Here is a 22,063-nt window from a genome sequence, read left to right on the forward strand (position 1 = left end):
CGTGACTCAGTGCGCGGACGCGGTGGTGGCCGCGTCGGGCGACTTCCAGTCGGTCGCGGCGGCCGGCGCGCCGTCGATCAGGCGTTCCATGCCTTCGACGACGATCTTCTGGCCGGCCTGCAGGCCCGACTTGATGCGGTAGCTGCGGTTCGTCAGCTCGCCGACCTCGACGGCCTTCAGATGCGCGGTGCCCTTCGCGTCGAGCACCCACACCTGCGGCTTGCCGCCCGCGCGCACGACCGCCTGTTGCGGCACCATCACCGCGCTGGCGTAGTGCGCGCGCGGAATGCGGGCACGCACGTACATGCCCGGCAGCAGCTGGCGTTTCGGGTTGTCGACCAGCACGCGCAGCAGCACGTCGCCGGTGCCCGGATCGACGTTGACGCCCGAGAACAGCATGCGTCCCTTCACGTCGAAGCGCGTGTCGTCGTCGCGCAGCACGTCGACCGGCAGGCCGTTGCCCGTCGCGCCCGGCTGCGCGGCAAGCGCGCCGCGCAGCGATTCGAGCGACGCGGCCGGCTGGCGCACGTCGACGTAGACCTGGTCGATCTGCTGGATGCGCGCCATCGGCTGGCTGTCGGTGCTCGACACCAGCGCGCCTTCGGTCACGAGCGCCTGGTCGATGCGGCCGGCGATCGGCGCCTCCACGGCGGCGAATTTCAGGTCGAGCTGGCGGCGCGCGAGCGTCGCGCGGGCCTGCGCGACGTCGGCGGCGGCCTGGTCGCGTTGCGACACGGCGTCGTCGTACACCTGGCGGCTGATCGCATCGGCCTCGACGAGCGGCTTGAAGCGCGCGGTCTGCACCTTCGCGCGTTCGAGCGCGGCCTGCGCGCGCTGCAGCGACGCGGCGGCCGTGTCCATGTCGGCCTTGAACGGCGCCGGATTGATCTGGAACAGCGGCTGGCCCGCGCGCACCTCGGTGCCTTGTTCGAACAGCCGGCGCTGGACGATGCCGCTGACCTGCGGGCGGATCTCGGCGATCCGCACGGCCGCGACGCGGCCCGGCAGGTCTTCGCTCACGTCGAGGGGCGCGGCCGCGAGCGTCATCGCCGCAACCGGGATGGCCGGTGCGGCGGCCTGCTGATCGGCGGGTCCGCACCCCGCCAGTACTGCCGCCGCCAGCGCGCATACCGCGCTGTAGCAGCATCGTTTCTGATTCTTCATGGCGACTCCAGGAAATGCAGGCAGTCCATTGCCTGCTTTGACGGAGCGGAGTGTGCGTGGATTAGTTGGCGTCTTTTATGCGGAAAGATGGAGATTCGATGGAGCCGGCGAAAGGAACCGAAAAGAGGGGGCGTGCGTCGCGACGGTCGAACGAATGGGGGCGGGGCGGTATCCTGCGTGCGGTGGTGCCGGCAATCCGCACGTTGACGCAGTCAACGAGGAGCGATCGCAGCCTGGCGAGCTACGCTGGCCGTCAGCCGAAAGACACGGCAGTCTGACGGCCAGTCGGACGCCGCGGTGTTCGGGCTCGATGCGCGCGATGGCTTGCGCCGGTTCGTGAACACCGAACCGGCGGGGGCGCTGGGCGAATGGAGTGGCGAGGAGGTGCGGCTGCACCGGCTCGCGACGACAAGGCTGCCGCGCCCACGGCGGCTGGATGTCGCGCAGGCGGCGGGGCGCGAGCGGATGCTGCTGAATGCGGTGCGCGGCGACAACCTCGAACTGGCGCGACTCGCGCCGGCCGCGAAGATGACGATCGTTATCGACGTGTTGAAAGGCCGCGCACGAATCGCTCCTCCTATCCGTGCGCTATCCATATTTCGTAGTACTCCTGCTGTTTTTACACGAATTCTCGCATTTGCTACGCATTCCCCGCGTCAGTCGCGATCCCGCCAGGCATTGGCGAAACGAAGGCCGTCGCCGAGCGTGCACTGGAACACCTGGGCCGGCGCGACGGGCTGGTACGTCGTGGGCGAAAGCGAGCGCACCGTTACCGTCGCGCTTTCGTCCTGCATCACGCGATACTGGATCAGCTCGAGCACCGTCGCGCCGCTCGGCTGGACGGTCAGGTGCTGGTTGGCGAACGCGAGCGTATTGCCGCCGACTTCCATGAAATCGCGTATCGCGAAACCGCCTGATACGGTGGGTACGGGTGCCCGGGTTGCGGCTTGCTGCGCGTTCCGGCACTGGTTCGGCGAGAAGATCGCGGTGACCGTCACGCCCGCGAAGAGCCGCGTGCGCAACTGGCGATACGCATTGGCGCTGTCCGGTTGGGTGCCCGCGGCCGTTGCCGCGAGGCTGGTTGCCGCGCCGGCGGCAACAAGAACAATGGCGAAGCGACTCAGCATTTTCCTGTCTCCGTGCGATGAAACCAACGGCACCATAGCACGGAGCGTTCGCATTGATCAGACGTTGACGCGTAGTCGCGCTACGGTCTGGCACCGGCTTTACGCAGCGCATCCGCGGCATCGGTGTTGTCGTGCGTCAGCGCGAGCTGCAGCAGCGACTGGCCGCGCCGGTCGACATGGTTCGGATTCGCGCCGTGCGCGACGAGCAGCGGAATCAGTTCGAAGCGATTGAACAGCGTCGCGAACCCCAGTGCGGTTTCGCCGGCGCCGTTCGTCTGGTCGATCGGACAGCGCGTGTCGATCAGGCGGCGGGCGATGTCGGGTTCGTTCTTGAAGAGCGCACCCATCAGCGCCGTATTGCCGTGTCGATCGCCGATGCACGCGTTGGCGCCGGCCGACAATAGGTAGTCGAGTGCGGCGGGCTGGCCGTCGTACGACGCGAGTATCACGGCCGTAAAGCCGCGGCTGTCGGTGGTGTCGACGGGATACCCGGCGTCGTGCAACGCGCGCAGGATGTCGACGCGGCCGACGCGGGCGGCGTCGAACCAGTCGCCGTCGTAGCGGCGCAGTGCGGCGGGATCGGCCTTGCCGTACGCCGGCCGGTCGGGCAGGTGCGCGCAGCCGGCGATCGCGGCCAGCGCCAGCGCCGTCGCCGCCACGCGAGCCGCATGGATGAAGCGTGTTGATCGCATGAGGATGTCCTGATGAAGAAGTCGGGCCGGCGTGCGCGGCACCACCGCGCACGCCAGGCTGCGACCGGCGTCGCGCGATCAGTTGTCGCTCAGTTTCGCCGCAAGCGACTGCACCTGCTGAACGTTCGCGTGAACGGCCTGCGCGAGCCGCGTGCCGTAGTCGGCATCGGCCTTGTAGAAGTACGACAGCATCGCGTACTGGTTATGCGCGTTCTTCACCTGGCCGAGATCGCCGGACAGCGCGGTGACGAGGTCGTCCTTGTCCTGCTGCGACAGGCTGCGGTAGTACTCGCCGGCTTGACGGAACAACAGCTTCTTGTGGATCGCTTCCTGTTGCGTCGTGCCGCTGAGCGGCGTGCGGACCGACTTGTACTGCGGATCCTGCGCAAGCTCGTTCAGCGTCGACGGCTCGTAGTTCACCTCGCCCTTGCGATCGCCGAAGTTCATCTTGCCGTCCTGGTTGTTGTTGACCACCGGCACGACGGGGCGGTTGATCGGCAGGTCCATGTAGTTCGCGCCGAGGCGGTACATCTGCGTGTCGGCATACGCGAACAGGCGATCCTGCAGCATCCGGTCTTCGGACGGCTCGATGCCCGGCACGAGCCGCGACGGCGCGAACGCCGATTCCTCGGTTGACTGGAAGTAGTTGTCGGGCACGCGATTGAGCGTCATCGTGCCGATCTTGCGTTCAGGTACGCCGGTCCACACCTTCGTATCGTCCAGCGCGTCGAAGTCGAAGCGGTTCAGGTCCTTCGGCGTGAGCACCTGCACGTACAGATCCCACTTCGGGAAATCGCCTTGCTTCAGCGCGCCGTACAGGTCGTTCGTCATCATGTTCCAGTCGTGCCCGATCGACGCGGCGATCTCTTGCGGACGCAGGCCGTGCACGCCTTGCTGGCTCTTCCAGTGGAACTTCACGTAGTGCACGTCGCCCTGCGCATTGACGAACTTGAACGCGTGCACCGCGAAGCCGTCCATGCGACGGTACGAGTCGGGCATCCCGGCATCCGAGTACAGCATCGTCAGCATGTGGGTCGCTTCGGGGGTGTGCGCGAAGAAGTCGAACGCGAGGTTCGGGTCCTGCACGCCGGTCACGGCGCTCGGCTTGTTCGCGTGAACGAAGTCGGGGAACTTGATGCCGTCGCGAATGAAGAACACGGGCCAGTTGATGCCGACCATGTCCCAGTTGCCCTGCTGCGTATAGAACTTCACCGCGAAGCCGCGCGGATCGCGTGCCTGTTCGGGCGAGCCGCGATAACCCATCACGGTCGAGAAGCGCACGAACACCGGCGTGCGGGTGCCGGGCGTGAAGACTTTCGCTTTCGTCAGGTCGGAGATGTCGGCGCTCGGCACGAACTCGCCGAATGCCCCGGTGCCGCGCGCATGCACGACGCGTTCCGGAATGCGCTCGCGATCGAAGCGCTGCAGTTTCTCGATGAGCGCGGAGTCCTGCAGCAGCACGGGGCCGGCGGGGCCGGCCGTCTGCGAATTCTGGTTGTCGCCGACGGGCGCGCCCGTGTCGCGCGTGAGTTCGGCGGCATACGGGGAAGCGGAGAGGGCAACGCAGATCGCGGCGACTGCGTGCCGCAGCGCACGATGAGAGGATGAGGACATGACGATGGAACTCCTTGAATCCGATCGGTGGTGGGGAAGCCGACTGAATTAGAAGATATCGTCAGATGATTGGCTAATTGATATTCGATATGTTTTCGATAGCCGCGGTGTCGAAGCGGCGCGGGCCCGCTCGTTGCGGACGAACCGAACCGGTATTGTTGCGCGCGCAATGGGTTGTTGCGGCGCGCGTGATGCGGCGACCGTGCGTCACGCGCGCCGGCGCCGTCACCCTGCGTTTGCCTGCCAGCCGAGCCCAAGGCTCTTCTGCACCGACACGTAGTCCTTGATCAGTTCGGCTTGCCCGGCAATCACGTTCTGCTGCGCGGACAGCGCTTCGCGTTGCGTATCGAGCAGGTCGATCATCGACGCGACGCCCGCACGATAGCGCTCGTCCATCAGCGAGCGCGAATGCACGGCCGATGTCTGCACCTTCGTCAAGGCGACGACGTGCTCGCGCTGGTGTCCATAGCGCTGCAATGCGGTGTTGGCATCCTGTAATGCGCCGAGCACGGTCTTCTGATAATTCGCTTCCGCTTCGTCGCGCGACGCTTCGGCTGCCCGTACCGCGCCGCGCGTGCGACCGAAGTCGAGGATGTTCCATTGCAGGTACGGCGCACCGACCCACGTGAAATTCTGCTTGCGGAACAGGTGCCCCGGGTCCGCCGCGCTGAAGCCGAGATCGCCGAGCAGCGTCACCTTCGGGAAATAGTCGGCCACATGCTCGCCGATCTGCGCATTGCTCGACGCGAGCCGGCGCTCGGCCGCGCGAATGTCGGGGCGTTGCTTGAGCAGCGTGGCCGGATCGCCGATCGCGACGTTGCCGGGCAGCGTCGGCAGCGGCACATCCGCGCTCGACAGCGCGGCATCGAGCGCGCCGGGCGCGCGGCCCGTCAGGATCGCGAGCCGATCGAGCGACTCCGTCACCTGCGCGTCGAGCGGGATCAGCGACGCGCGCGTGTTCTCGACCTGCGTCGTCAGGCGTTCGATGTCCGCATCGGCCGCGACGCCGCGCGCGCGGCGCTGCTGCGTGAGTTCGAGCATCTTCTGCTGCAACCCGGCGGTTTGCCGCGACAGCGCAAGCCGCTGCTGCTGGTCGCGCAGGTCGACGTACGCATTGGCGACTTCGGCTGCGATCGACACCTGTGTATCGGCGAGGTCCGCATCCACTGCTTCGGCCTGTGCGGACGCGGCTTCGACCGCGCGGCGCGTACCGCCGAACAGGTCGATTTCCCAGGTTGCGTCGAAGCCCGCCGAATAGAGCTGCAGCGGGCCCGAGCCGCCCAGCGACGGCGACGTGCCGCCCGACGGGTTCGAGCCGTTCGACGGCAGCAGCGAACCGAGCGCGCTGATATCGGGTTCGCGCATGCGGACGGCCGCGGCGGTGGCCGACGCTTTCGGCAACTGGGCCGCACGCTGTTGCGAGAGCTGTGCACGCGATGCACGCAAGCGTGCCTGGGCCGCGTGCAGATCGGGGTTGAAGACGAGCGCGGCGGTGATCAGCTCGTCGAGCTGGCGGTCGTTCAGCGCGCGCCACCACGCGCTCGGGGCGGGCGCGGCGGTGTCGACGCCGGCGGCGGGCGCACGCACGAACGTCGGCGCATCGGGGGCGGCGGGTGCGCCGCGATAGTCGGGGCCGACCGTGCAGCCGGCGAGCAGGCACGCGGCCGCGCACAGCGTGAGTGCGGGGCGGCGGGGCGGGAAGAAGGGTTTCATCGCGTAAGACGGTTCAATGGCCGGACGACATCGGTTGCGGCCCGCGCGGCGTTCTCAGCAGCAGCGCGAGCGGCACGCAGGCGAGCAGCGCGAGGCCCAGCAGATAAAAGGTTTCGGAGTAGGTCATCACGACGGCCTGGATCTGGATCTGCTGCGCCAGTTGTCCGAGCGCGCGCAGGTTCGAATACGCGAGGTCGCCGGTGTGCGAGAACCAGTTGGCCGCATAGGCGGACAGCCGGTCCTGCCCGATCAGCGAGTTGGCGGTCACCGATTCGCGGAGCATGGCTGTATGGTAGGTCGTACGCCGGTCGATCACGGTGCCGATGATCGCGAGGCCGATCGAACCGCCGAGGTTGCGCGCCATGTTGTAGAGCCCGGCCGCGTCGCCCGAGTCCTCGCGCGCGACGGCCGCCATCGATGCCTGGTTGAGCGGCATCATCGCGAGCATCTGCGCGACGCCGCGGATCAGTTGCGACCACACGAAGTCGTGGCCGACGCTTTGCGCGGTCAGGCTGATGTCGAGCATGCAGCTCAGGCAGAACAGCAGCAGCCCCGAGATCACGAGGATGCGGAAATCGACCTTGCCGAGCAGGCGCGGCAGGATCGGCATCACGAGAAAGGCCGGCAGCCCCGACAGCAGCATGATCGCGCCGGCCTGTTCCGCGTTGTAGCCGGCGACGATCGCGAGGAACTGCGGCAGCAGGTAGGACACCCCGTACAGCCCGGCGCCGACCGCGGACACGATCACGATCACGCTCGCGTAGCGCGGGTTGCGCATCAGCGACAGCCGCACGATCGGCCGTGTCGCGAAGCGTTGCGACAGCGCGATCAGGATCATCCCGGCCAACGACACGATGCTCAGCGTGACGATCATCTGCGATTCGAACCAGCGTTCGCGCTGGCCTTCCTCGAGCACGACGGTGAGCGAGCTCAGGCCGATCGCGAGGCCGAAGATGCCGAGCCAGTCCGCGTTGAAGAACGCGCTCCAGTGCGGGCGGTCCGACGGCAGTCCGAACACCAGCAGCGCCATCAGCAGCAGGCACACGGGCAGGTTCAGGAAGAAGCACCAGCTCCAGCTCACGTTTTCCGCGAGCCAGCCGCCGAGCACCGGGCCGAACAACGGCCCGAGCAGCACGATCAGGCCGAACAGCGTCGTCCCGACCGGCAGTTGCGACAGCGGCAGCCGCGTGCGGATGATCGTCTGCGCGGTCGGGATCAGCGCGCCGCCCGTGAAGCCCTGGCCGATCCGGCCGGCGATCATCATCGGCAGCGAGTGCGACCAGCCGCACATCATCGAGAACGCGATGAACAGCGCGGAGTTCGTCAGCAGGAAATTGCGCAGCCCGAACACGCGCGTGAGCCACGCGGCGAGCGGGATCATCACGATCTCCGACATCAGGTAGCCGGTCGAGATCCAGGTGCCTTCGGTGCCGGTCGCGCCGATTTCGCCCTGGATCTGCGGCAACGCGGAGTTCGTGATCGAAATGTCGAGCGTGGCCATCAGCGCGCCGAGCGCGCCGGCCGCGACCGCGATCCAGTCGGTGACGCTTGCGCGGCCTTCGTGCGGCGGCGCGGGCATCGTGGCGGACGTATCAGCCATGGCGCTGCTCGTCGCGGGCCGAACGCGTGTCGACGTCGACCGTGACCGACAGCCCCGGCAGCAGCATGCGCTGCGCGCGGGCGTTCGAGTCCAGGCGGATGCGCACCGGCACGCGCTGGACGATCTTCGTGAAGTTGCCGGTCGCGTTTTCCGGCGGCAGCAGCGCGAACTGCGCGCCGGTGCCGGGCGCGAAGCTGTCGACGACGCCGGACAACGTGCCGTCCGGCAATGCGTCGACATGCAGCGACACGGGCTGGCCGATGCGCATGTTGCCGATCTGCGTTTCCTTGAAGTTCGCGACGAGATAGATCGAGTCGACCGGCACGACGGTCAGCAGCCGCGTGCCGGGCTGCACGTACTGGCCGACGCGTACCGTGCGATCGCCGACGCGGCCGGCGAGCGTGCTGCGCACGATCGTGTTGTCGAGATCGAGCTGCGATTGCGCGGCGCTGGCCTGCGCGGCCTCGAGCTGCGCGCGCGCCTGCTGGAGTTGCGCGGTGAACGACGCGATCTGCGTGCGCGCGGCAGCGATCGACGCGGTGTTCGCGGCCAGCGTCGCGGCGGCCTGGTCGCGTGTGCTCTTCAGGTCGGCGACGCGTTCGTGCGTTTCGGCGCCGGTTGCCGCGAGCGGCGCATAGCGCGTGTATTCGTCGCTGGCGTGCTGGGCATTGATGCGGGACACCTTCGCCTGCGCGTCGGCCTGTTCGAGATTCGCACGCTGCTGGCTGATGTCGGCTTCGGCGCGCGCGATGTCCGCACGGCGGGCGTCGACGGTGGCCAGCGCCTGCGCGAGCGCGACCTGGTACTGGCGGACATCGAGCCGCACGAGCGGATCGCCGGCCTTCACGGCCTGGTTGTCGCGCACGTAGACGTCGGTCACGTAGCCCGCGACTTTCGGCGCGGCGGTCATGCTGTCCGCCTGCAGGTACGCATCGTTGGTGCTTTCGATGAAGCGGCCGACCGTCCACCAGCGGCCGAGCCAGACGGCGCCGCCGATGGCGGCGAGCACGGCGACGGCGAGCAGGATGCGCCGCTTCGATCCGCCGTTTCCGTTGCGCGGCGTTGTTCCGTTTTCCTGACGATCTGCTTTCTGTGGCGGGTGCTGGGGCGGGTCTTGCGGCGTCGACATGCGGGATCCAATTTATTCCAAGTGGAAGAATTATTCCAGTTGATAAAATTGTGTCAAGTAGAATATCGATCGATCGAACGACGAGGAAGGCATGAACGAAGCGAAGAAGCTGCGCCGCACGTCGGCAGGCGGCTACGCGCGCGGGGACGAAACGCGGCAGCGGATCATCGAGGCGGCAATCGAACTGTTCGGCGAACGCGGGTTCGCGGGCGCGTCGACGCGCGAGATCGCCGCGATGGCGGGCGTGAACGCGCCGGCGCTGCAGTACTACTTCGAGAACAAGGAAGGCGTGTACCGCGCGTGCGTGGAGACGATCGCGGAGACCGGCTGGCAGGTGTTCGCGCCCGCGGTCGGCCATGCATGGGCGATGCTCGATGCGCACGCGGAGATCGACGTGCTGATCGATGCGTTCATCGGGTTGCTGCGCGCCCTGTCGGACCGGATGTTCACCGCGCCGAAGACGATGAATCAGCGCATGTTCTTTGCGCGCGAGCAGGGCGGCCAGGAGCCGGCGAGCGCGAGCGAAATCCTGATGTCGCGCATGCGCAAGCCGCTGAACGACGTGAGCGCCGCGCTGATCGGCCGCATTTCGGGGCGGCCGGCCGACGATCCCGTCACGCGGTTGCGCGCGCTGAGCCTGTTCGGGCAGCTCACGGTATTCCACATCGCGCAGCGTTCGGCGCTGCAGTTGCTCGAGTGGGACGCGTTCGAGGGCGAGCGTGCGGCGCTGCTGATCGAGACGATCGCCGACCAGACGCGCGTGCTGCTCGAGCAATGGCATGTGCAGCGCGACGCGCCGGCGGCCGGCCCGGAAGGCGCCGCGAAGCGCGCGCCGGGTGCCGCCGCGTCGAAACGCGCGGCGAAACCGGGAACGGCACGCCCTGCGGCGAAAAAGACGGCGCGCGTGAAGAAACCCGCCGCGCGTTGAGCGCGGCGCGTCACACGCGTTGAGCGATCAACCCGGCTTGCGCCCCCCGTTGCCGGGCGACGGCGGCCGGGGCGGCGTGTCGGGCGCGGTGATGTCGTCGGTGGCGTGGTCGCCTTCATCGCTGCCGGCAGGCCGCGTTCCGTCCGCATAGGCAACCAGGCTGCGCTGCGGATTGGCGATCTGGATCCCGCGCTCGCGGAAGGTCTCCGCGATCCGCCGGTTGAATTCGCGCTGCACGCTCCAGCGCGCCGAGTCCGTGCACTGCATCTGTCCGGCCAGCGCGAGCGCCGCACCGTCGACCTGGTCGATACCCCAGTAGCTGAAGTCCGACAGGATGCCGTCGCGGTACGTCGGATCGTCGCGCAACGCGGCGCCGATTTCCTTCAGCGTCGCGATCGCGCGATCGATGTCCTCGCCGTACGCGATGCTGACCTTGACGGCCGCGTTGCCGAGCCCGCGATTCGTATTGTTGACGGTCGTCACGGAGCTGAACGGGATCGTATACAGCGACCCGTCGCCCGCGCGCAGCCGCACGGTGCGGATCGACAGGTATTCGACCGTGCCCGACACGCCGGCGAGCGTGACCCAGTCGCCGACCTGCATCGCGTTTTCCATCAGCAGGAAGATCCCGGTGATGAAATCCTGCACGAGCTTTTGCGAACCGAAGCCGAGCGCGACGCCGAAGATGCTCGCCCCGGCCAGCAGCGGGCCGATGTTCACGCCGAGTTCGCTGAGGCCCGTCAGCACGACGACGAGCGCGATCATCACGAACAGCAGCGAGCGCAGCATCGGCAGCAGCGTGCGCAGCCGTGCCGCCCGCACCAGGTTGCCTTCGCGCGTCCAGCGCTGCAGGCGGCGCTCGATCGCGATGTTCGCGGCTTCCCAGACGACGAGCGCGACGATCGCCGCGATCGCGATCGTCACCAGCGCCGACGCGAGGCGGTGGCCGATGGTGCCCGTCCCGAACGCGCGGAAGACCGGCACGCCCCAGATCTGCAGCAACAGCACGAGGGTCACGACGCCGATCGCGCCCGATACGATCTGGCGCAGCAGCGGGTAATAGCGGTACGCGTGCAGATGGACGAGCGTGCGGTCCTCGTCGCGGCGCTGGAACAGTCGCGCGAGCGCGCCGAACACGACGATCGACACCATCCGCATGCCGATCATCACGGCGATCGAGCGGCCGCCGAGCGTGATCAGCACGCGGTAGCCGTTGTGGACGTCGAGCGCCCACACGAACCACAGCGCCATCACGACGAAGACCGACACGGGGGCCCAGGCGTCCGCGAGCGCATTGGCGACCACGGCGAAGGTCGGGCGGTCGGCGCCGGCCGTGCGGATCCTTGCGGCGACCGGCCGGCGGCACTGCAGGATCAGCACCGAGATCATCACGTGCCCGGCGAGCGCGACGGCTTTCAGCAGCGCGACGTGGCCGGCTTCGCTGAGGCCGAAGCTTGCGGCGATCTCGACCGCGGCCGTGCAGGTGCCGACCACGATCACGATCCGCGCGATCGAGCGCTGCGCGAAATCGGCCCATGCGTCGCTGATATGCAGCAGCCGTAGCTGCCGCGCGTCGGGCTGGAAGAACAGCCGGCTGACGATCGTGACGAGCCGGCAGATCACGTAGGTGTCGATCAGCGCTTCGAGCGCGGATTCGATCGGCGCGCCCGTATCGCCGAGCAGCGACATCGCCAGGCTCGCGACGCCGACGAACACGAGCAGCGGCACGGCGCGCAGCCCCAGGCTGACGAGCGCGCGCGGCATCCGGTGCAGCAGCGTGGTGTGACGCCGCGCATCGCCTTGACCGAGGGATGAAGGCGGCGCGGCTTCGGCAGCGTCGGTGGCATCGGGTGGGTCGGATGAGTCCGGCGGTGCGTCGTCGTCGGGCGGGACGGAATCGGGCGCGGCGGTACGCGATGGGCCGGCGCGCCGCGCCGCGACCGCGGCCAGCGCACGCCGCAGCAACCGCCTCGCGAGCCATTCGACGAAGAGCGCGGGCACGAGCACGGCGAGGATGGTCCAGGCCGCGTGCGTGAGCTCGGCGCGCGCGTCGGCGCGCACCAGCCTGTCATGCCACCAGTTGCCGACCGAGCCGACATCGAGCAGCGAGTGCAACGATTCGTTCAGCGCGCCGCCGATTTCGGTGGTCCAGTGCGCCCCCTGGCGAACGAGCATCGACGCGAGCCCGTTCGACGTGAGCGCGGTCGGGACCGCGGCGGCCGATGCGCTGCTCGCCGCGGCCGCATTGCTGGCGGCGGCCGCGGGCGCACTCAGGACGCCGACGGCTGCGATCGCGCGCAGCGTCGTTTCGACCTGCGCGCGATCGCGGGGGTTTTCGAGCACATTGAGTGCCTGCTGGGCCTGTTGCGGCGTCAGCGCGGGCGCGGTGCCGGAAGCGGCCGAAGCGGCGGCCGAAGCGGCGGCCGGAGCGGGGGCGGCCGCATGGGCGGCCGACACGACGGCGGCAAGCAGCCAGCCGAGGAGGAAATGTCGCATGGAGTGGGCATGCGGGTGCGCATCGGGGCGCGGCCCGCCGGGCTGAACGATGGACGGAAGTTAACATGATCGCGGCCGGACGCGAATAGTTCCGTCGACGACGATTCGAATCGGGCATCCCCAAGGCGGCGCGGGCGTTTGCAGTGCGCTCGCGCAGGCAAATCTCCGGTGCCGGCTCCAGATGGTCCGGCAATCGGGCGGGCACGGCTTGCCGACTCGCAAGGTGCCTGCCACGCCCGTTTGCCGTCGGGCACGGGCAATGCCCTGCCACGTGCGCATTCGCCCGATCATGTGCGATGCATCGGATAAATTCGGTTTCCTGATGAATCAGGCATGTTCGCCGTGAAAGACCGGCAGCACGTGTTCGGCGATTTCCTCGATGACCTCGCGCACGGGTCGGTCCGATCCCGGGTTCAGCGTGACATGATGCGTGCCCGCCGCACGCATGTCCTGCAGGATGTCGACCAGCGCACGGCGCCCGGTTGCGTAGCCGAGCGACAGCGCGGTGGCCGGCGCATCGGGGTCCGCGGCGAGGTCGAGCCGCATCGACACGCCGAACGCGCGAAATTCCGGCGCGGGAAGCCGGTCGACCGCCGCGCGCCACATCGAATGGCGGGCGCGCTGCGTGTCCGGATCGCGGTGGTACGTCATCCAGCCGATCGCGTGTCGCGCGATCCAGTCGACGCTTTGTCCGCCCGAGCCGACCGCGAGCATCGGCACCGCATCGTCGCCGCGCGGCAGCAGCGTGAATTCGGGGGCGTCGGGCGGCGCCTGGTCGGGTAGCACGCGTGACGGTATGCCCAGCGCGGCCGCGACGACCTCCCAGTGCGCGCGGTAGCGGTCGCGACGCGTTTCCGCGTCGATGCCGAACGCCGCGTATTCGGGCGGCCGGTCGCCGGAGCCGAGCCCGAGGATGAAACGTCCGCCCGACAGCGTCGCGACCGACAGCGCGCCTTTCGCGATGTGCAGCGGATGTCGCAGCGGCAGTACGATCGCGCCGCTTGCCAGTGCGATCCGCCGCGTGCGCGATGCCAGTGCACCGAGCAGCACCCACGGGTCGAGATGGCCGACCGGGTCCGGGTAGTCGGCGCTGTTCAATGGCACGTCGCGAATCCACAGCGCGCGAAAGCCGAGTATATCGGCCAGCTCGGCGAGTTCGAGCTGCTCGTTGAAGTCGGCGACGATACGGCCGCTGCGGAGCAGCGGCAGCGTGAGGCCGATCGATAACCGTCCGTCCGAAAAGACGCGACGAGCGACGTCGGGGCGGGCAGGGGCGGGCGTGGTCATGGCGGATCCTCGAGGGCGATGCAAAAGCGGACGCGCGGCGTTCCGTGTCCGAATGCTAGCGTGTTTGCGCAACGCGCGAGCCGTGCGGCGTGCGGCGTGCGGCGTCCGCGGCGCTACGCGATTCGCAGCGTCACGCCGCGCCGAGCGAGGCCGGGGCGCGACGATGGTAGGACGATTGTCCGCGGCGCGCGGACGCAACGCGCCGGTCCCGGCCCGGGTGCCCGCTGCAGCGCGACCACGCGCAAGGCCGGCCATCGCCCCGTGCCGGCGGGCGTTTCAGTTTCGAAACGTTCGCGCTTCCTGACGGTGCGCGATCCTTTCGGGCCGCCTTGCAGGTGCCCGCGCGGCCTTGCCGCGCGAAGCATGGTGCGCTCCTTGCATATCTGTAGGGGCCGTGAGTGTGATCGCGGGGGCGTAGTCGGCCCGGCGATCGCTTCAGTAGGTCGGACGCATCGGAGACGGGGACAAGAGAATGAAAAGAGACCGAATCGCAACGTGGCGTGTTGCAAACATGAATCGCCGACCTGCCAGGGTATTCGCTTCGCCGTTACGTGCGGCGACGTGAGCGCGCGGCTTTCCGTTCCATCCGAGCAATCGGGTTCGTTCTGAACGACGACGTGCACGCGGGATGCACGAGGCCGACCGGCGACGGTCGGCCGTCGGGGATGAGCCCCGAATGCATGCGGATGGCACCGGCCTGGATCCCGGACCGTCATGCCGTCGCGCAACGCGAGTCGTCGCGTGGCGGATGCGTTCGCGCGCCGCGCGTTGCGGCGTGGCGGACCTGACCCGGACCGCACGGAAGCGCCGGTGGCGCGACGCGGCGCAGCATCGTGGAACACGCGTAGTCCAGGGGAAGCGTTCGCCGGTGGCTGCATGGCGGACGTCGCAACTTTGTGCTGTCAGTTGATCCACTACCCCGATGGATCAATTGTTGAAGCGCCCATCGCCGAGCGGCGAATGGGCGTCTTTTTTTGTGCGCCGGTTTTGCCCCCGGGGCCGCCGGCCGGATCGGGCGGCGTTATGTATCATGTGTTGGCGCGCGGGCCGCTCGTGCGGTCGCACGGCCGGCCCGCGCGCCCGATCACGCGTTGCCAACATGAACGACACAGCCTTGCACGACTCCTCAACCGCCGGCGTCGACCCGGCCGCGCTCGATGCGCTGCACGCGTTCGTCGAGCGGCATCCGCGCCTGCTCGTGCTGACCGGCGCGGGCATCAGCACCGATTCCGGCATTCCCGGCTATCGCGACCGCAATGGCCAGTGGATGCGCTCGCCGCCGATCCAGCTTCACGAATTCCTCGGTTCCGATGCCGCGCGGCGGCGTTACTGGGCGCGCAGCATGATCGGCTGGCCCGTCGTCGGCCGCGCGCAACCGAACGGGTCGCACGCCGCGCTGGCGCGGCTCGGCGGCGCGGGCCGGATCGAGCGCCTCGTCACGCAGAACGTCGACGGCCTGCATCAGCGCGCGGGCAGCGACGACGTGATCGAACTGCACGGCGGGATCCACGGCGTGACCTGTCTCGAATGCGGCGCACACCATGCGCGTGCGACGATCCAGACGGTGCTCGAGGCCGACAATCCCGACCTGCTGGGCGCGCAGGCCGAGCCGGCCGCGGACGGCGACGCGCACCTCGAATGGGCCGCGCTCGACACGTTCCGGGTGCCGGCCTGTCCCGCATGCGGCGGCTTGCTGAAGCCGGCGGTCGTATTCTTCGGCGAGAACGTGCCGCGCGAACGCGTGGCGCTGGCGTCGCAGGCGCTTGACGCGGCCGATGCGCTGCTCGTCGTCGGTTCGTCGCTGATGGTGTATTCCGGCTACCGCTTCTGCGTGTGGGCGCAGGCGCGGCACAAGCCGGTCGCCGCGCTCAATCTCGGCCATACGCGCGCCGATCCGATCCTGACGCTGAAGGTCGAGGCGCGTTGCGCGCCGGCGCTCGACGCACTGACGGCCCGTCTGGGGCTTGGCGGCAACCCCGTGGAGCATGCATCGTGACCGGCGCCCCGTCTTCGTCCGATCCCGCCGCGCGGTTGCTGGCGCCCGCGGCCGAACGCAACCGCGGGCCGATCCTCGACGTATTGCGCCGCGTGCTGCCGGCGAGCGGCAGCGTGCTCGAAATCGCGAGCGGCACCGGCCAGCATGTCGTCCACTTCGCACAGGCGTTGCCGGGCCTGCGCTGGCAGCCGAGCGACCCCGACGAACAGGCGCGGCACTCGATCGCCGCGTGGATCGCGCATGCGGGCCTCGCGAACGTCGCCGGGCCGCTGGCGTTCGACGTGCGCGAGGCATCGTGGCCGGTCGCGATGCTCGACGCGATCGTCTGCATCAACATGATTCACATTTCTCCGTGGGCCTGCACGGAAGCGCTGTTCGCGGGCGCGGCGCGGCTGCTGCGGCCGGGCGGCGTGCTGTTCCTGTACGGTCCGTACCGCCGCGAAGGCCGGCACACGGCGCCGTCGAACGAGGCATTCGACCTGCAGCTGCGCAGCCGCGACCCGTCGTGGGGCGTGCGCGATCTCGAGACCGTCGTCGCGCTCGGCCTCGATCGCGGGCTCGACTGTATCGAGGTCGTCGAGATGCCGGCGAACAACCTGAGCGTCGTGTTCCGCCGGTTGCCGCACGCGGAGCAATGACACGCCGGCGCGCATCGACGCCGGGTTTCCACTATCCTTTCGCCTGTGCGCGCGGCCCGGTTCGGGTCGCGCCCCGTTTTTTCCGGAGAATTGACTAATGGGCAAACAAGCAATCGGTGTGATCGGACTTGCGGTGATGGGCCGCAATCTCGCACTCAATATCGAGAGCCGCGGTTACGCGGTGTCGGTGTACAACCGCAGCCGCGAGAAAACCGACGAACTGATCGCCGAATTCCCCGGCCGCAACCTGGTGCCGACCTATACGCTCGAAGAATTCGTCGCGTCGCTGGAAACGCCGCGCCGGATCCTGATGATGGTGAAAGCCGGCGAGGCGACCGATGCGACGATCGCGTCGCTCAAGCCGCTGCTCGAGAAGGGCGACGTGCTGATCGACGGCGGCAATACGCACTTCACCGACACGATCCGCCGCAACCAGGAACTCGCGCAGTCGGGCCTGCACTTCATCGGCACCGGCGTGTCGGGCGGCGAGGAGGGCGCGCTGCGCGGCCCGTCGATCATGCCCGGCGGCCAGCGCGACGCGTACGACCTCGTCGAGCCGATCCTCAAGCAGATCGCCGCGAAGGCGCCGTCGGACGGCGAGCCGTGCGTCGCGTACATGGGCCCGGACGGTGCGGGCCACTACGTGAAGATGGTCCACAACGGTATCGAATACGGCGACATGCAGCTGATCGCCGAAAGCTACTCGGTGCTGAAGGACGTCGCGGGCCTGACCAACGACGAACTCGGCGCGGTGTACACCGAATGGAACCAGGGCGAACTCGACAGCTACCTGATCGAGATCACGTCGAAGATCTTCGGCAAGAAGGACGAGGAGACCGGCAAGCACCTCGTCGACGTGATCCTCGATCGCGCCGCGCAGAAGGGCACCGGCAAGTGGACGAGCCAGAACGCGCTGGATCTCGGCGTGCCGCTGCCGCTCATCACCGAGTCGGTGTTCGCGCGCGTGCTGTCGTCGCTGAAGACCGAGCGCGTCGCGGCCAGCAAGATCCTGTCGGGCCCGGCCGCCGCGCCGTTCGACGGCGATCGCGCCGCGTTCGTCGAAGCGGTGCGCCGCGCGCTGTACCTGAGCAAGGTGATCTCGTACGCGCAGGGCTTCGCGCAACTGCGCACGGCGTCGGAAGAGTACGGCTGGAACCTCGATCTCGGGACGATCGCGAAGATCTTCCGCGCGGGCTGCATCATCCGCGCGCGCTTCCTGCAGAAGATCACCGACGCCTACGCGAAGGATCCGGCGCTCGCGAACCTGCTGCTCGACCCGTACTTCAAGGACATCGCCGCGAACTACCAGACGGCGCTGCGCGACGTCGTGGTCGCCGCGGTCAAGGCCGGCGTGCCGGTCCCGGCGTTCGCGTCGGCGGTCGCGTACTTCGACAGCTACCGTTCCGAGCGGCTGCCGGCGAACCTCGTGCAGGCGCAGCGCGACTTCTTCGGCGCGCATACGTTCGAGCGTACCGACCAGCCGGGCAGCTTCCACGCGAACTGGTCGTAACCGGCGCGTGGGGGCAGCATTGTTGCGAAAATCTATTCTTTGAATAGGGTTTTTCTATCCCGGATGCCGACATTGTTGGCTCCGGGGAAACAGTGTTTTCGTTCTTTCATGGTTTTCCCTAGGTGCTGCCGGGACTAAACTCTGTTCCATCGCTGCAGACATGGTGTGTGCGGCGGAGCAAAAAAATCCCGGAGGTAATCATGAAATCGCTGATCGCAACGTTCGCCGCAGCTGCTGTCCTCGCCGTTCCCGCCGTCTCGTTTGCCCAAAACGCGCCCGTCACCCGTGCACAGGTGAAGGCCGATCTCGTCGCCGTCCAGCAGGCCGGCTACAAGCTGGGCAGCGACCGCACGAACTACCCGGAAGGCATCCAGGCTGCCGAAGCACGTCTGAACCCGCAACAAAACGTTGCCGCTGCCGACACGACCGGCTACGGCGCGCAACCGGCCGCCGCGCAAGAATCGGGCGCTCCGGCTGCTGCAAAGACCGGCTGGCAAGTCAAGCGTATCGCTGACGGCGCACCGGTCTACAAGGGTCGTTAATGGTGCGGCCGCCCCGGCGGCCGGATCCGACCCTCTGTAGTACAAACAGCCCGTCGTTCCATCATGCGGAACGGCGGGCTGTTTTCATTGGCGGCGCGTGACGCGCCGGCGCTCAATGCAGCGGGCGGCGGCCGCGCCCGATATCGCGGAACAGCGCTTCGGCCGGTTCCAGCACCTGCAGCCACGTTTCGTCGTAGCCGCTCAGCGTGTCGAGTGCGTCGCGCAGCCGTTCGATCGCGAGGATCGGCAGCTCGACGCTGTGGCGCGTGGCGCCCGTCATGTGCGCGACGCTCGCCAGCTGGACGAGCGCATCGGCCGCTTCGGCGACATCGGTCGCGAACAGCAGGTGCCGGTTGAGCAATTCGACCAGGCCGCTGGAGCCGGCGAAATCGTCGGCGTCGAGCTGCACGGAAAGAAACGTCGCGTTGTTCATTGTCATGCTCCTCGTTGTCATTGGATCGCGCTGCATCACCGAGTATAGGCGGCGATCGAAGCGGGGAATGTGACGGCGGCGGGATGGGCTGCGCATGCGGCGGCGCGGGTGGAAAACCCGCCCGAAGCCCGCTTGAAGCCCGCCGGACGGCCCGCCCGGCGCGGCTCGCAGGCCGCCGCCACGCCCGTGCGGCGCTGCAAGATTGTTGCCGGAACCGGCAGCCGACGCGGTCCCGACCGCGACAAATGGTATCTTTGCCGGTCGGGACGACACTGGAAAGTGCGAAAAAGGGGCCGGTGAGCCCCTTCGCGCGGACGTTCCGCTGTGGAAACTGACGGCCGCGCGAGCGGTCGGATACTGATTGGTCCGGCCGTCCGGCCGGACATCGTGCGTCGCGCACCGGGGGGCGGTGGGCGGCGTCGCGACGCAAATCCGGGAGGACCCTTGAGAGAAACTATTCCCATCCACGATGCGCTGACGCGCTGGTTGCCGCAGGCGGCGCTAGTCGCTGCCGCCGTCGCGCTGTCGGGCTGTACGCTGACGCCGTGGACCGACAACTGGCAACCGGCGCGCCAGTCGACCCCGATGTCGGCAGCGACGCCGGGCGTGATCGCTGGCTATTACCGCGTGAACCCGGGCGATACGCTCGCGGGCATCGCGAGTGCCTACGGGCAACGCGTGCAGGACGTGGCCGGCTGGAATCACATGGCGCCGACCGACGCCGTGTCGCCCGGCCAAGTGCTGCGCGTGGCGCCGCCGTCCGCCGCGCCGTCGCCCGGGCAGCCGCCCGCCGCGGCCGCGCCGGGCTCGCTCGCCTGGCCGGCAACCGGCGTCGTCGCGACGCCGTTCGCGGCCGGCAAGACACGCGGCGTCGTGATCGCCGCGTCCGGGCCCGACCACTCGGTGCGGGCCGCGGCGAACGGGCGCGTGGTCTACGCCGGGTCCGGCGTCAAGGCATACGGCCCGCTCGTGATCCTGAAGCACGACAACGGCCTCATCACGGCCTACGGGCACAACGGCAAGCTGCTCGTCAACGAAGGCGACGCGGTCCGCCAGGGCCAGCCGGTCGCCGAGATGGGCACCGACGCGAGCGGTCGATCGACGTTCGAGTTCGAAGTCCGCCAGAACGGCAAGGTCGTCGATCCGATGAACTTCCTGCCGCGCAACGGCGGCTGACGGCCTGCATGACCCCGTGTGCGCCGGGCGGCGCACACGCTCCCGCCTTCATCTTTCCCCGAGCGTCGCGGTACCGGACTGTCTAGCGTGGTTGCCGAGCCAGCGGATACCCAGCGCGAGCGCCGCCGCGCCAAGCGCGATCAGCGAACACTGGATCGCGACCGGCAGGTAGCCGTGCGGCCGCGGATCGACGAACGGGTAGGGATACCAGTTCTCGAACGCGCCGCGCACGAGCGTATAGCCGAGATAGACGACCGGAAAACCGAGCCACGCGAACGCGCTGCTTCGCGCGATCGGCCGGCGCGGTTCCACGTACAGCCAGTCGCACAGCATCACGAGCGGCACGATCCGGTGCAGCACCCAGTTGTTGAACGCAGGCGTGACATGGCGCAGCGCATCGAGCCGCGCCAGCAGGAGTTCGTAGACGATCGCGGTGATCAGCACGTACAGCACGGCGGCGCCGCGCATCGATTCGTAGCGGGCCGAGCCGGGGCGGGCGATGCGCCAGAGGCCCGCGGCCAGCATCGCGGCCGCGTAGAGGCTGCTCAGTTGCGTGAAGTAGCTGAGATAGTTGCCGAGATGGAAGTCCGGCAGGCGCCAGTAGTCGGCGACGCTGTGCAGCGTGGTGGATACCGCGAGCAACGCGGCGGTCAGCCGATAGGCCGCAACGAAGAACGCCTTGCTCATGATGCCCGCGCGCCGTCGCACCAAAGCTTCATCGTGCCACAGCCGTTTGCGTGCGCGATGCGGACTTTCCATATGAGGGGCGCGCCGGCGATTCGTCGGATATTTGACCGCGCCGCGTAAAACCGGACGCCCGTGCGGCTACAATCGCGGAAGCTTTGTCGGGCGCGGGGCCGCTTGCCGCCCGCGCGCCTCCCCGCATACAACACGAGACGACGCATGAGAAACATCCTCGCGAAACAGACGCGCTACAGCTCGCCCGCGATCTTCTTCCACTGGGCCATCTTCGTGCTGGTGGCGCTGGCCTACCTGGCCATCGAGATCCGCGGCCCGAAGGGCAGCGACAGCCGCGTGTTCTGGATGAACGTGCACCTCACCGCCGGTACGTTCGTGCTCGTGCTGTCGGTGCTGCGCGTGCTGTGGCGTGTCGTCAGCCGCGTGCCGGAAGCGATTCCGCAGGCGGCGCTGCTGCGCTGGCTGTCGAAGCTCGCGCATGTCGCGCTCTACGTGTTCATCCTCGCGCAGCCGCTGCTCGGCATCATGATGATCAACCTGGGCGGCAAGCCGGTGTCGCTCGACTGGCTCGGCGTGTCGTTCACGCTGGTCGGCCCCGACAAGGCGCTGCGGCCGACGATCAAGGAAGCGCACGAACTGATCGGCAACGCGTTCTACTTCGTGATCGGCCTGCATGCGCTGGCCGCGCTGTACCACCACTTCATCCGGCGCGACGACGTGCTGCGGCGCATGGCGCCCTGATCGCCGCGTGCATGGCGCGTCTCGCGGGCGGGGGCGCATGGTTGCGTCGACAACCATGCGCCCCCGGTCCGTTTACCGGCGCCGGCGACTGGCCATCGCGTTGAACATTCTGTAACATCTCGGCTGCTTTTACATTCCGCTTACTCGCCGCCGCGCATGCTGCATCGACATCGTCACCTGACCGCCTGGCTCGGCGTGCTCGCGATCTGGATCGCGATCGCGGCGCCGCTGGTGTCGCAGTGGCGCATCGCGCAGGCGGCCACGCCGGACGCAATCGTCTGCAGTACGGAGCATGGCGCGCATCGGCCGGCCGATGCGCGCGGCATGCACGATCATGCGCTGCATCTCGACGCGTGCGGCTACTGCGGTTTCTTCGCTCATAGCCCCGCGCTCGGCGCGCCGGCCGCCGCGTCGTTCGCTTCCGTTCCCGCCTTTTCCGTTTCCGCCGCCGCGCCGCCTGTCGTCGCGGCGTGTGCCGACCGCTATCCGCGCGCGTATCCACGCGCACCGCCCGAGCGCGCCTGACGCGCTGTTCTCCGTTCCTACTCCCGCCGATATCCGTGCGGCCCGTCGCGGCC

Annotated in this window: 19 protein-coding genes; 8 read left to right on the plus strand and 11 right to left on the minus strand. The window is 68.4% G+C overall.

The annotated features are described in order from the left end of the window. Window positions 1-6 precede the first annotated feature (6 nt). From AC1VVG_RS24165 to AC1VVG_RS24195, 7 genes are all read right to left on the minus strand, one after another. Window positions 7-1,164 (minus strand): efflux RND transporter periplasmic adaptor subunit, encoded by a 1,158-nt coding sequence (locus AC1VVG_RS24165; protein WP_473375254.1) that lies wholly within the window; start codon window positions 1,162-1,164, stop codon window positions 7-9. Between the two features lie 656 nt (window positions 1,165-1,820). After that, window positions 1,821-2,291 carry a VirK family protein gene (locus AC1VVG_RS24170; protein WP_473375253.1) on the minus strand — a complete coding sequence of 157 codons (471 nt, stop codon included), beginning with the start codon at window positions 2,289-2,291 and terminating at the stop codon, window positions 1,821-1,823. Window positions 2,292-2,371: 80 nt separating this feature from the next. Then, the gene (locus AC1VVG_RS24175; protein WP_226251857.1) at window positions 2,372-2,983 is read right to left on the minus strand and encodes an ankyrin repeat domain-containing protein; all 612 of its coding nucleotides are present in this window, start codon (window positions 2,981-2,983) and stop codon (window positions 2,372-2,374) included. A gap of 78 nt (window positions 2,984-3,061) precedes the next feature. Then, window positions 3,062-4,597, minus strand: coding sequence for a catalase (locus AC1VVG_RS24180; protein ID WP_200086679.1), 1,536 nt, complete (start codon window positions 4,595-4,597; stop codon window positions 3,062-3,064). Window positions 4,598-4,822: 225 nt separating this feature from the next. Next, on the minus strand, window positions 4,823-6,310 hold the full coding sequence (locus AC1VVG_RS24185; protein ID WP_473375252.1) for an efflux transporter outer membrane subunit: 1,488 nt from the start codon (window positions 6,308-6,310) through the stop codon (window positions 4,823-4,825). Between the two features lie 13 nt (window positions 6,311-6,323). Beyond that, window positions 6,324-7,910: an MDR family MFS transporter gene (locus tag AC1VVG_RS24190; protein ID WP_482836456.1), complete on the minus strand. Its 1,587-nt coding sequence runs from the start codon at window positions 7,908-7,910 to the stop codon at window positions 6,324-6,326. After that, entirely contained in the window at window positions 7,903-9,039 is a 1,137-nt protein-coding gene (locus tag AC1VVG_RS24195; protein ID WP_034185763.1) for an HlyD family secretion protein, read from the minus strand. The genes AC1VVG_RS24190 and AC1VVG_RS24195 overlap by 8 nt, the downstream gene beginning before the upstream one ends. Before the next feature lie 91 nt (window positions 9,040-9,130). Between AC1VVG_RS24195 and AC1VVG_RS24200 the strand changes: the two genes are divergently transcribed. Then, the gene (locus tag AC1VVG_RS24200; RefSeq protein WP_034185764.1) at window positions 9,131-9,967 is read left to right on the plus strand and encodes a CerR family C-terminal domain-containing protein; all 837 of its coding nucleotides are present in this window, start codon (window positions 9,131-9,133) and stop codon (window positions 9,965-9,967) included. 27 nt (window positions 9,968-9,994) lie between these two features. On the opposite strand, the gene AC1VVG_RS24205 is transcribed toward AC1VVG_RS24200, so the two are convergent. Next, window positions 9,995-12,463 carry a mechanosensitive ion channel family protein gene (locus AC1VVG_RS24205; RefSeq protein WP_482836459.1) on the minus strand — a complete coding sequence of 823 codons (2,469 nt, stop codon included), beginning with the start codon at window positions 12,461-12,463 and terminating at the stop codon, window positions 9,995-9,997. 327 nt (window positions 12,464-12,790) lie between these two features. Then, window positions 12,791-13,750 (minus strand): LLM class oxidoreductase, encoded by a 960-nt coding sequence (locus tag AC1VVG_RS24210; RefSeq protein ID WP_482836460.1) that lies wholly within the window; start codon window positions 13,748-13,750, stop codon window positions 12,791-12,793. Between the two features lie 1,099 nt (window positions 13,751-14,849). On the opposite strand from AC1VVG_RS24210, the gene AC1VVG_RS24215 reads away from it, so the two are divergent. From AC1VVG_RS24215 to AC1VVG_RS24230, 4 genes are all read left to right on the plus strand, one after another. Continuing rightward, window positions 14,850-15,746 carry an NAD-dependent protein deacetylase gene (locus AC1VVG_RS24215; RefSeq protein WP_034185767.1) on the plus strand — a complete coding sequence of 299 codons (897 nt, stop codon included), beginning with the start codon at window positions 14,850-14,852 and terminating at the stop codon, window positions 15,744-15,746. Continuing rightward, a complete protein-coding gene (locus tag AC1VVG_RS24220) occupies window positions 15,743-16,384 on the plus strand; it encodes a DUF938 domain-containing protein (RefSeq protein WP_367189156.1) in 642 nt (213 codons plus the stop codon). The genes AC1VVG_RS24215 and AC1VVG_RS24220 overlap by 4 nt, the downstream gene beginning before the upstream one ends. A 97-nt stretch (window positions 16,385-16,481) precedes the next feature. Beyond that, window positions 16,482-17,894 (plus strand): NADP-dependent phosphogluconate dehydrogenase, encoded by a 1,413-nt coding sequence (gene gndA / locus AC1VVG_RS24225; protein WP_049031130.1) that lies wholly within the window; start codon window positions 16,482-16,484, stop codon window positions 17,892-17,894. 200 nt (window positions 17,895-18,094) lie between these two features. Continuing rightward, window positions 18,095-18,436, plus strand: a complete 342-nt coding sequence (locus tag AC1VVG_RS24230) for a DUF4148 domain-containing protein (protein ID WP_034185770.1) — start codon at window positions 18,095-18,097, stop codon at window positions 18,434-18,436. Window positions 18,437-18,548: 112 nt separating this feature from the next. Here AC1VVG_RS24230 and AC1VVG_RS24235 read toward each other — a convergent pair whose 3' ends face one another. Next, entirely contained in the window at window positions 18,549-18,869 is a 321-nt protein-coding gene (locus tag AC1VVG_RS24235; protein WP_034185771.1) for a hypothetical protein, read from the minus strand. Between the two features lie 444 nt (window positions 18,870-19,313). Between AC1VVG_RS24235 and AC1VVG_RS24240 the strand changes: the two genes are divergently transcribed. Then, complete coding sequence (locus AC1VVG_RS24240) at window positions 19,314-20,045, plus strand: peptidoglycan DD-metalloendopeptidase family protein (protein WP_034185772.1); 732 nt, start codon at window positions 19,314-19,316, stop codon at window positions 20,043-20,045. Between the two features lie 48 nt (window positions 20,046-20,093). On the opposite strand, the gene AC1VVG_RS24245 is transcribed toward AC1VVG_RS24240, so the two are convergent. Then, a complete protein-coding gene (locus tag AC1VVG_RS24245) occupies window positions 20,094-20,732 on the minus strand; it encodes a Pr6Pr family membrane protein (protein WP_482836463.1) in 639 nt (212 codons plus the stop codon). Window positions 20,733-20,948: 216 nt separating this feature from the next. Between AC1VVG_RS24245 and AC1VVG_RS24250 the strand changes: the two genes are divergently transcribed. Beyond that, entirely contained in the window at window positions 20,949-21,485 is a 537-nt protein-coding gene (locus tag AC1VVG_RS24250; protein ID WP_049036001.1) for a cytochrome b, read from the plus strand. Window positions 21,486-21,641: 156 nt separating this feature from the next. Then, window positions 21,642-22,010: a DUF2946 domain-containing protein gene (locus AC1VVG_RS24255; protein ID WP_482836466.1), complete on the plus strand. Its 369-nt coding sequence runs from the start codon at window positions 21,642-21,644 to the stop codon at window positions 22,008-22,010. Window positions 22,011-22,063 lie beyond the last annotated feature (53 nt).

The sequence above is a fragment of the Burkholderia sp. L-4 genome (genome assembly GCF_056856535.1).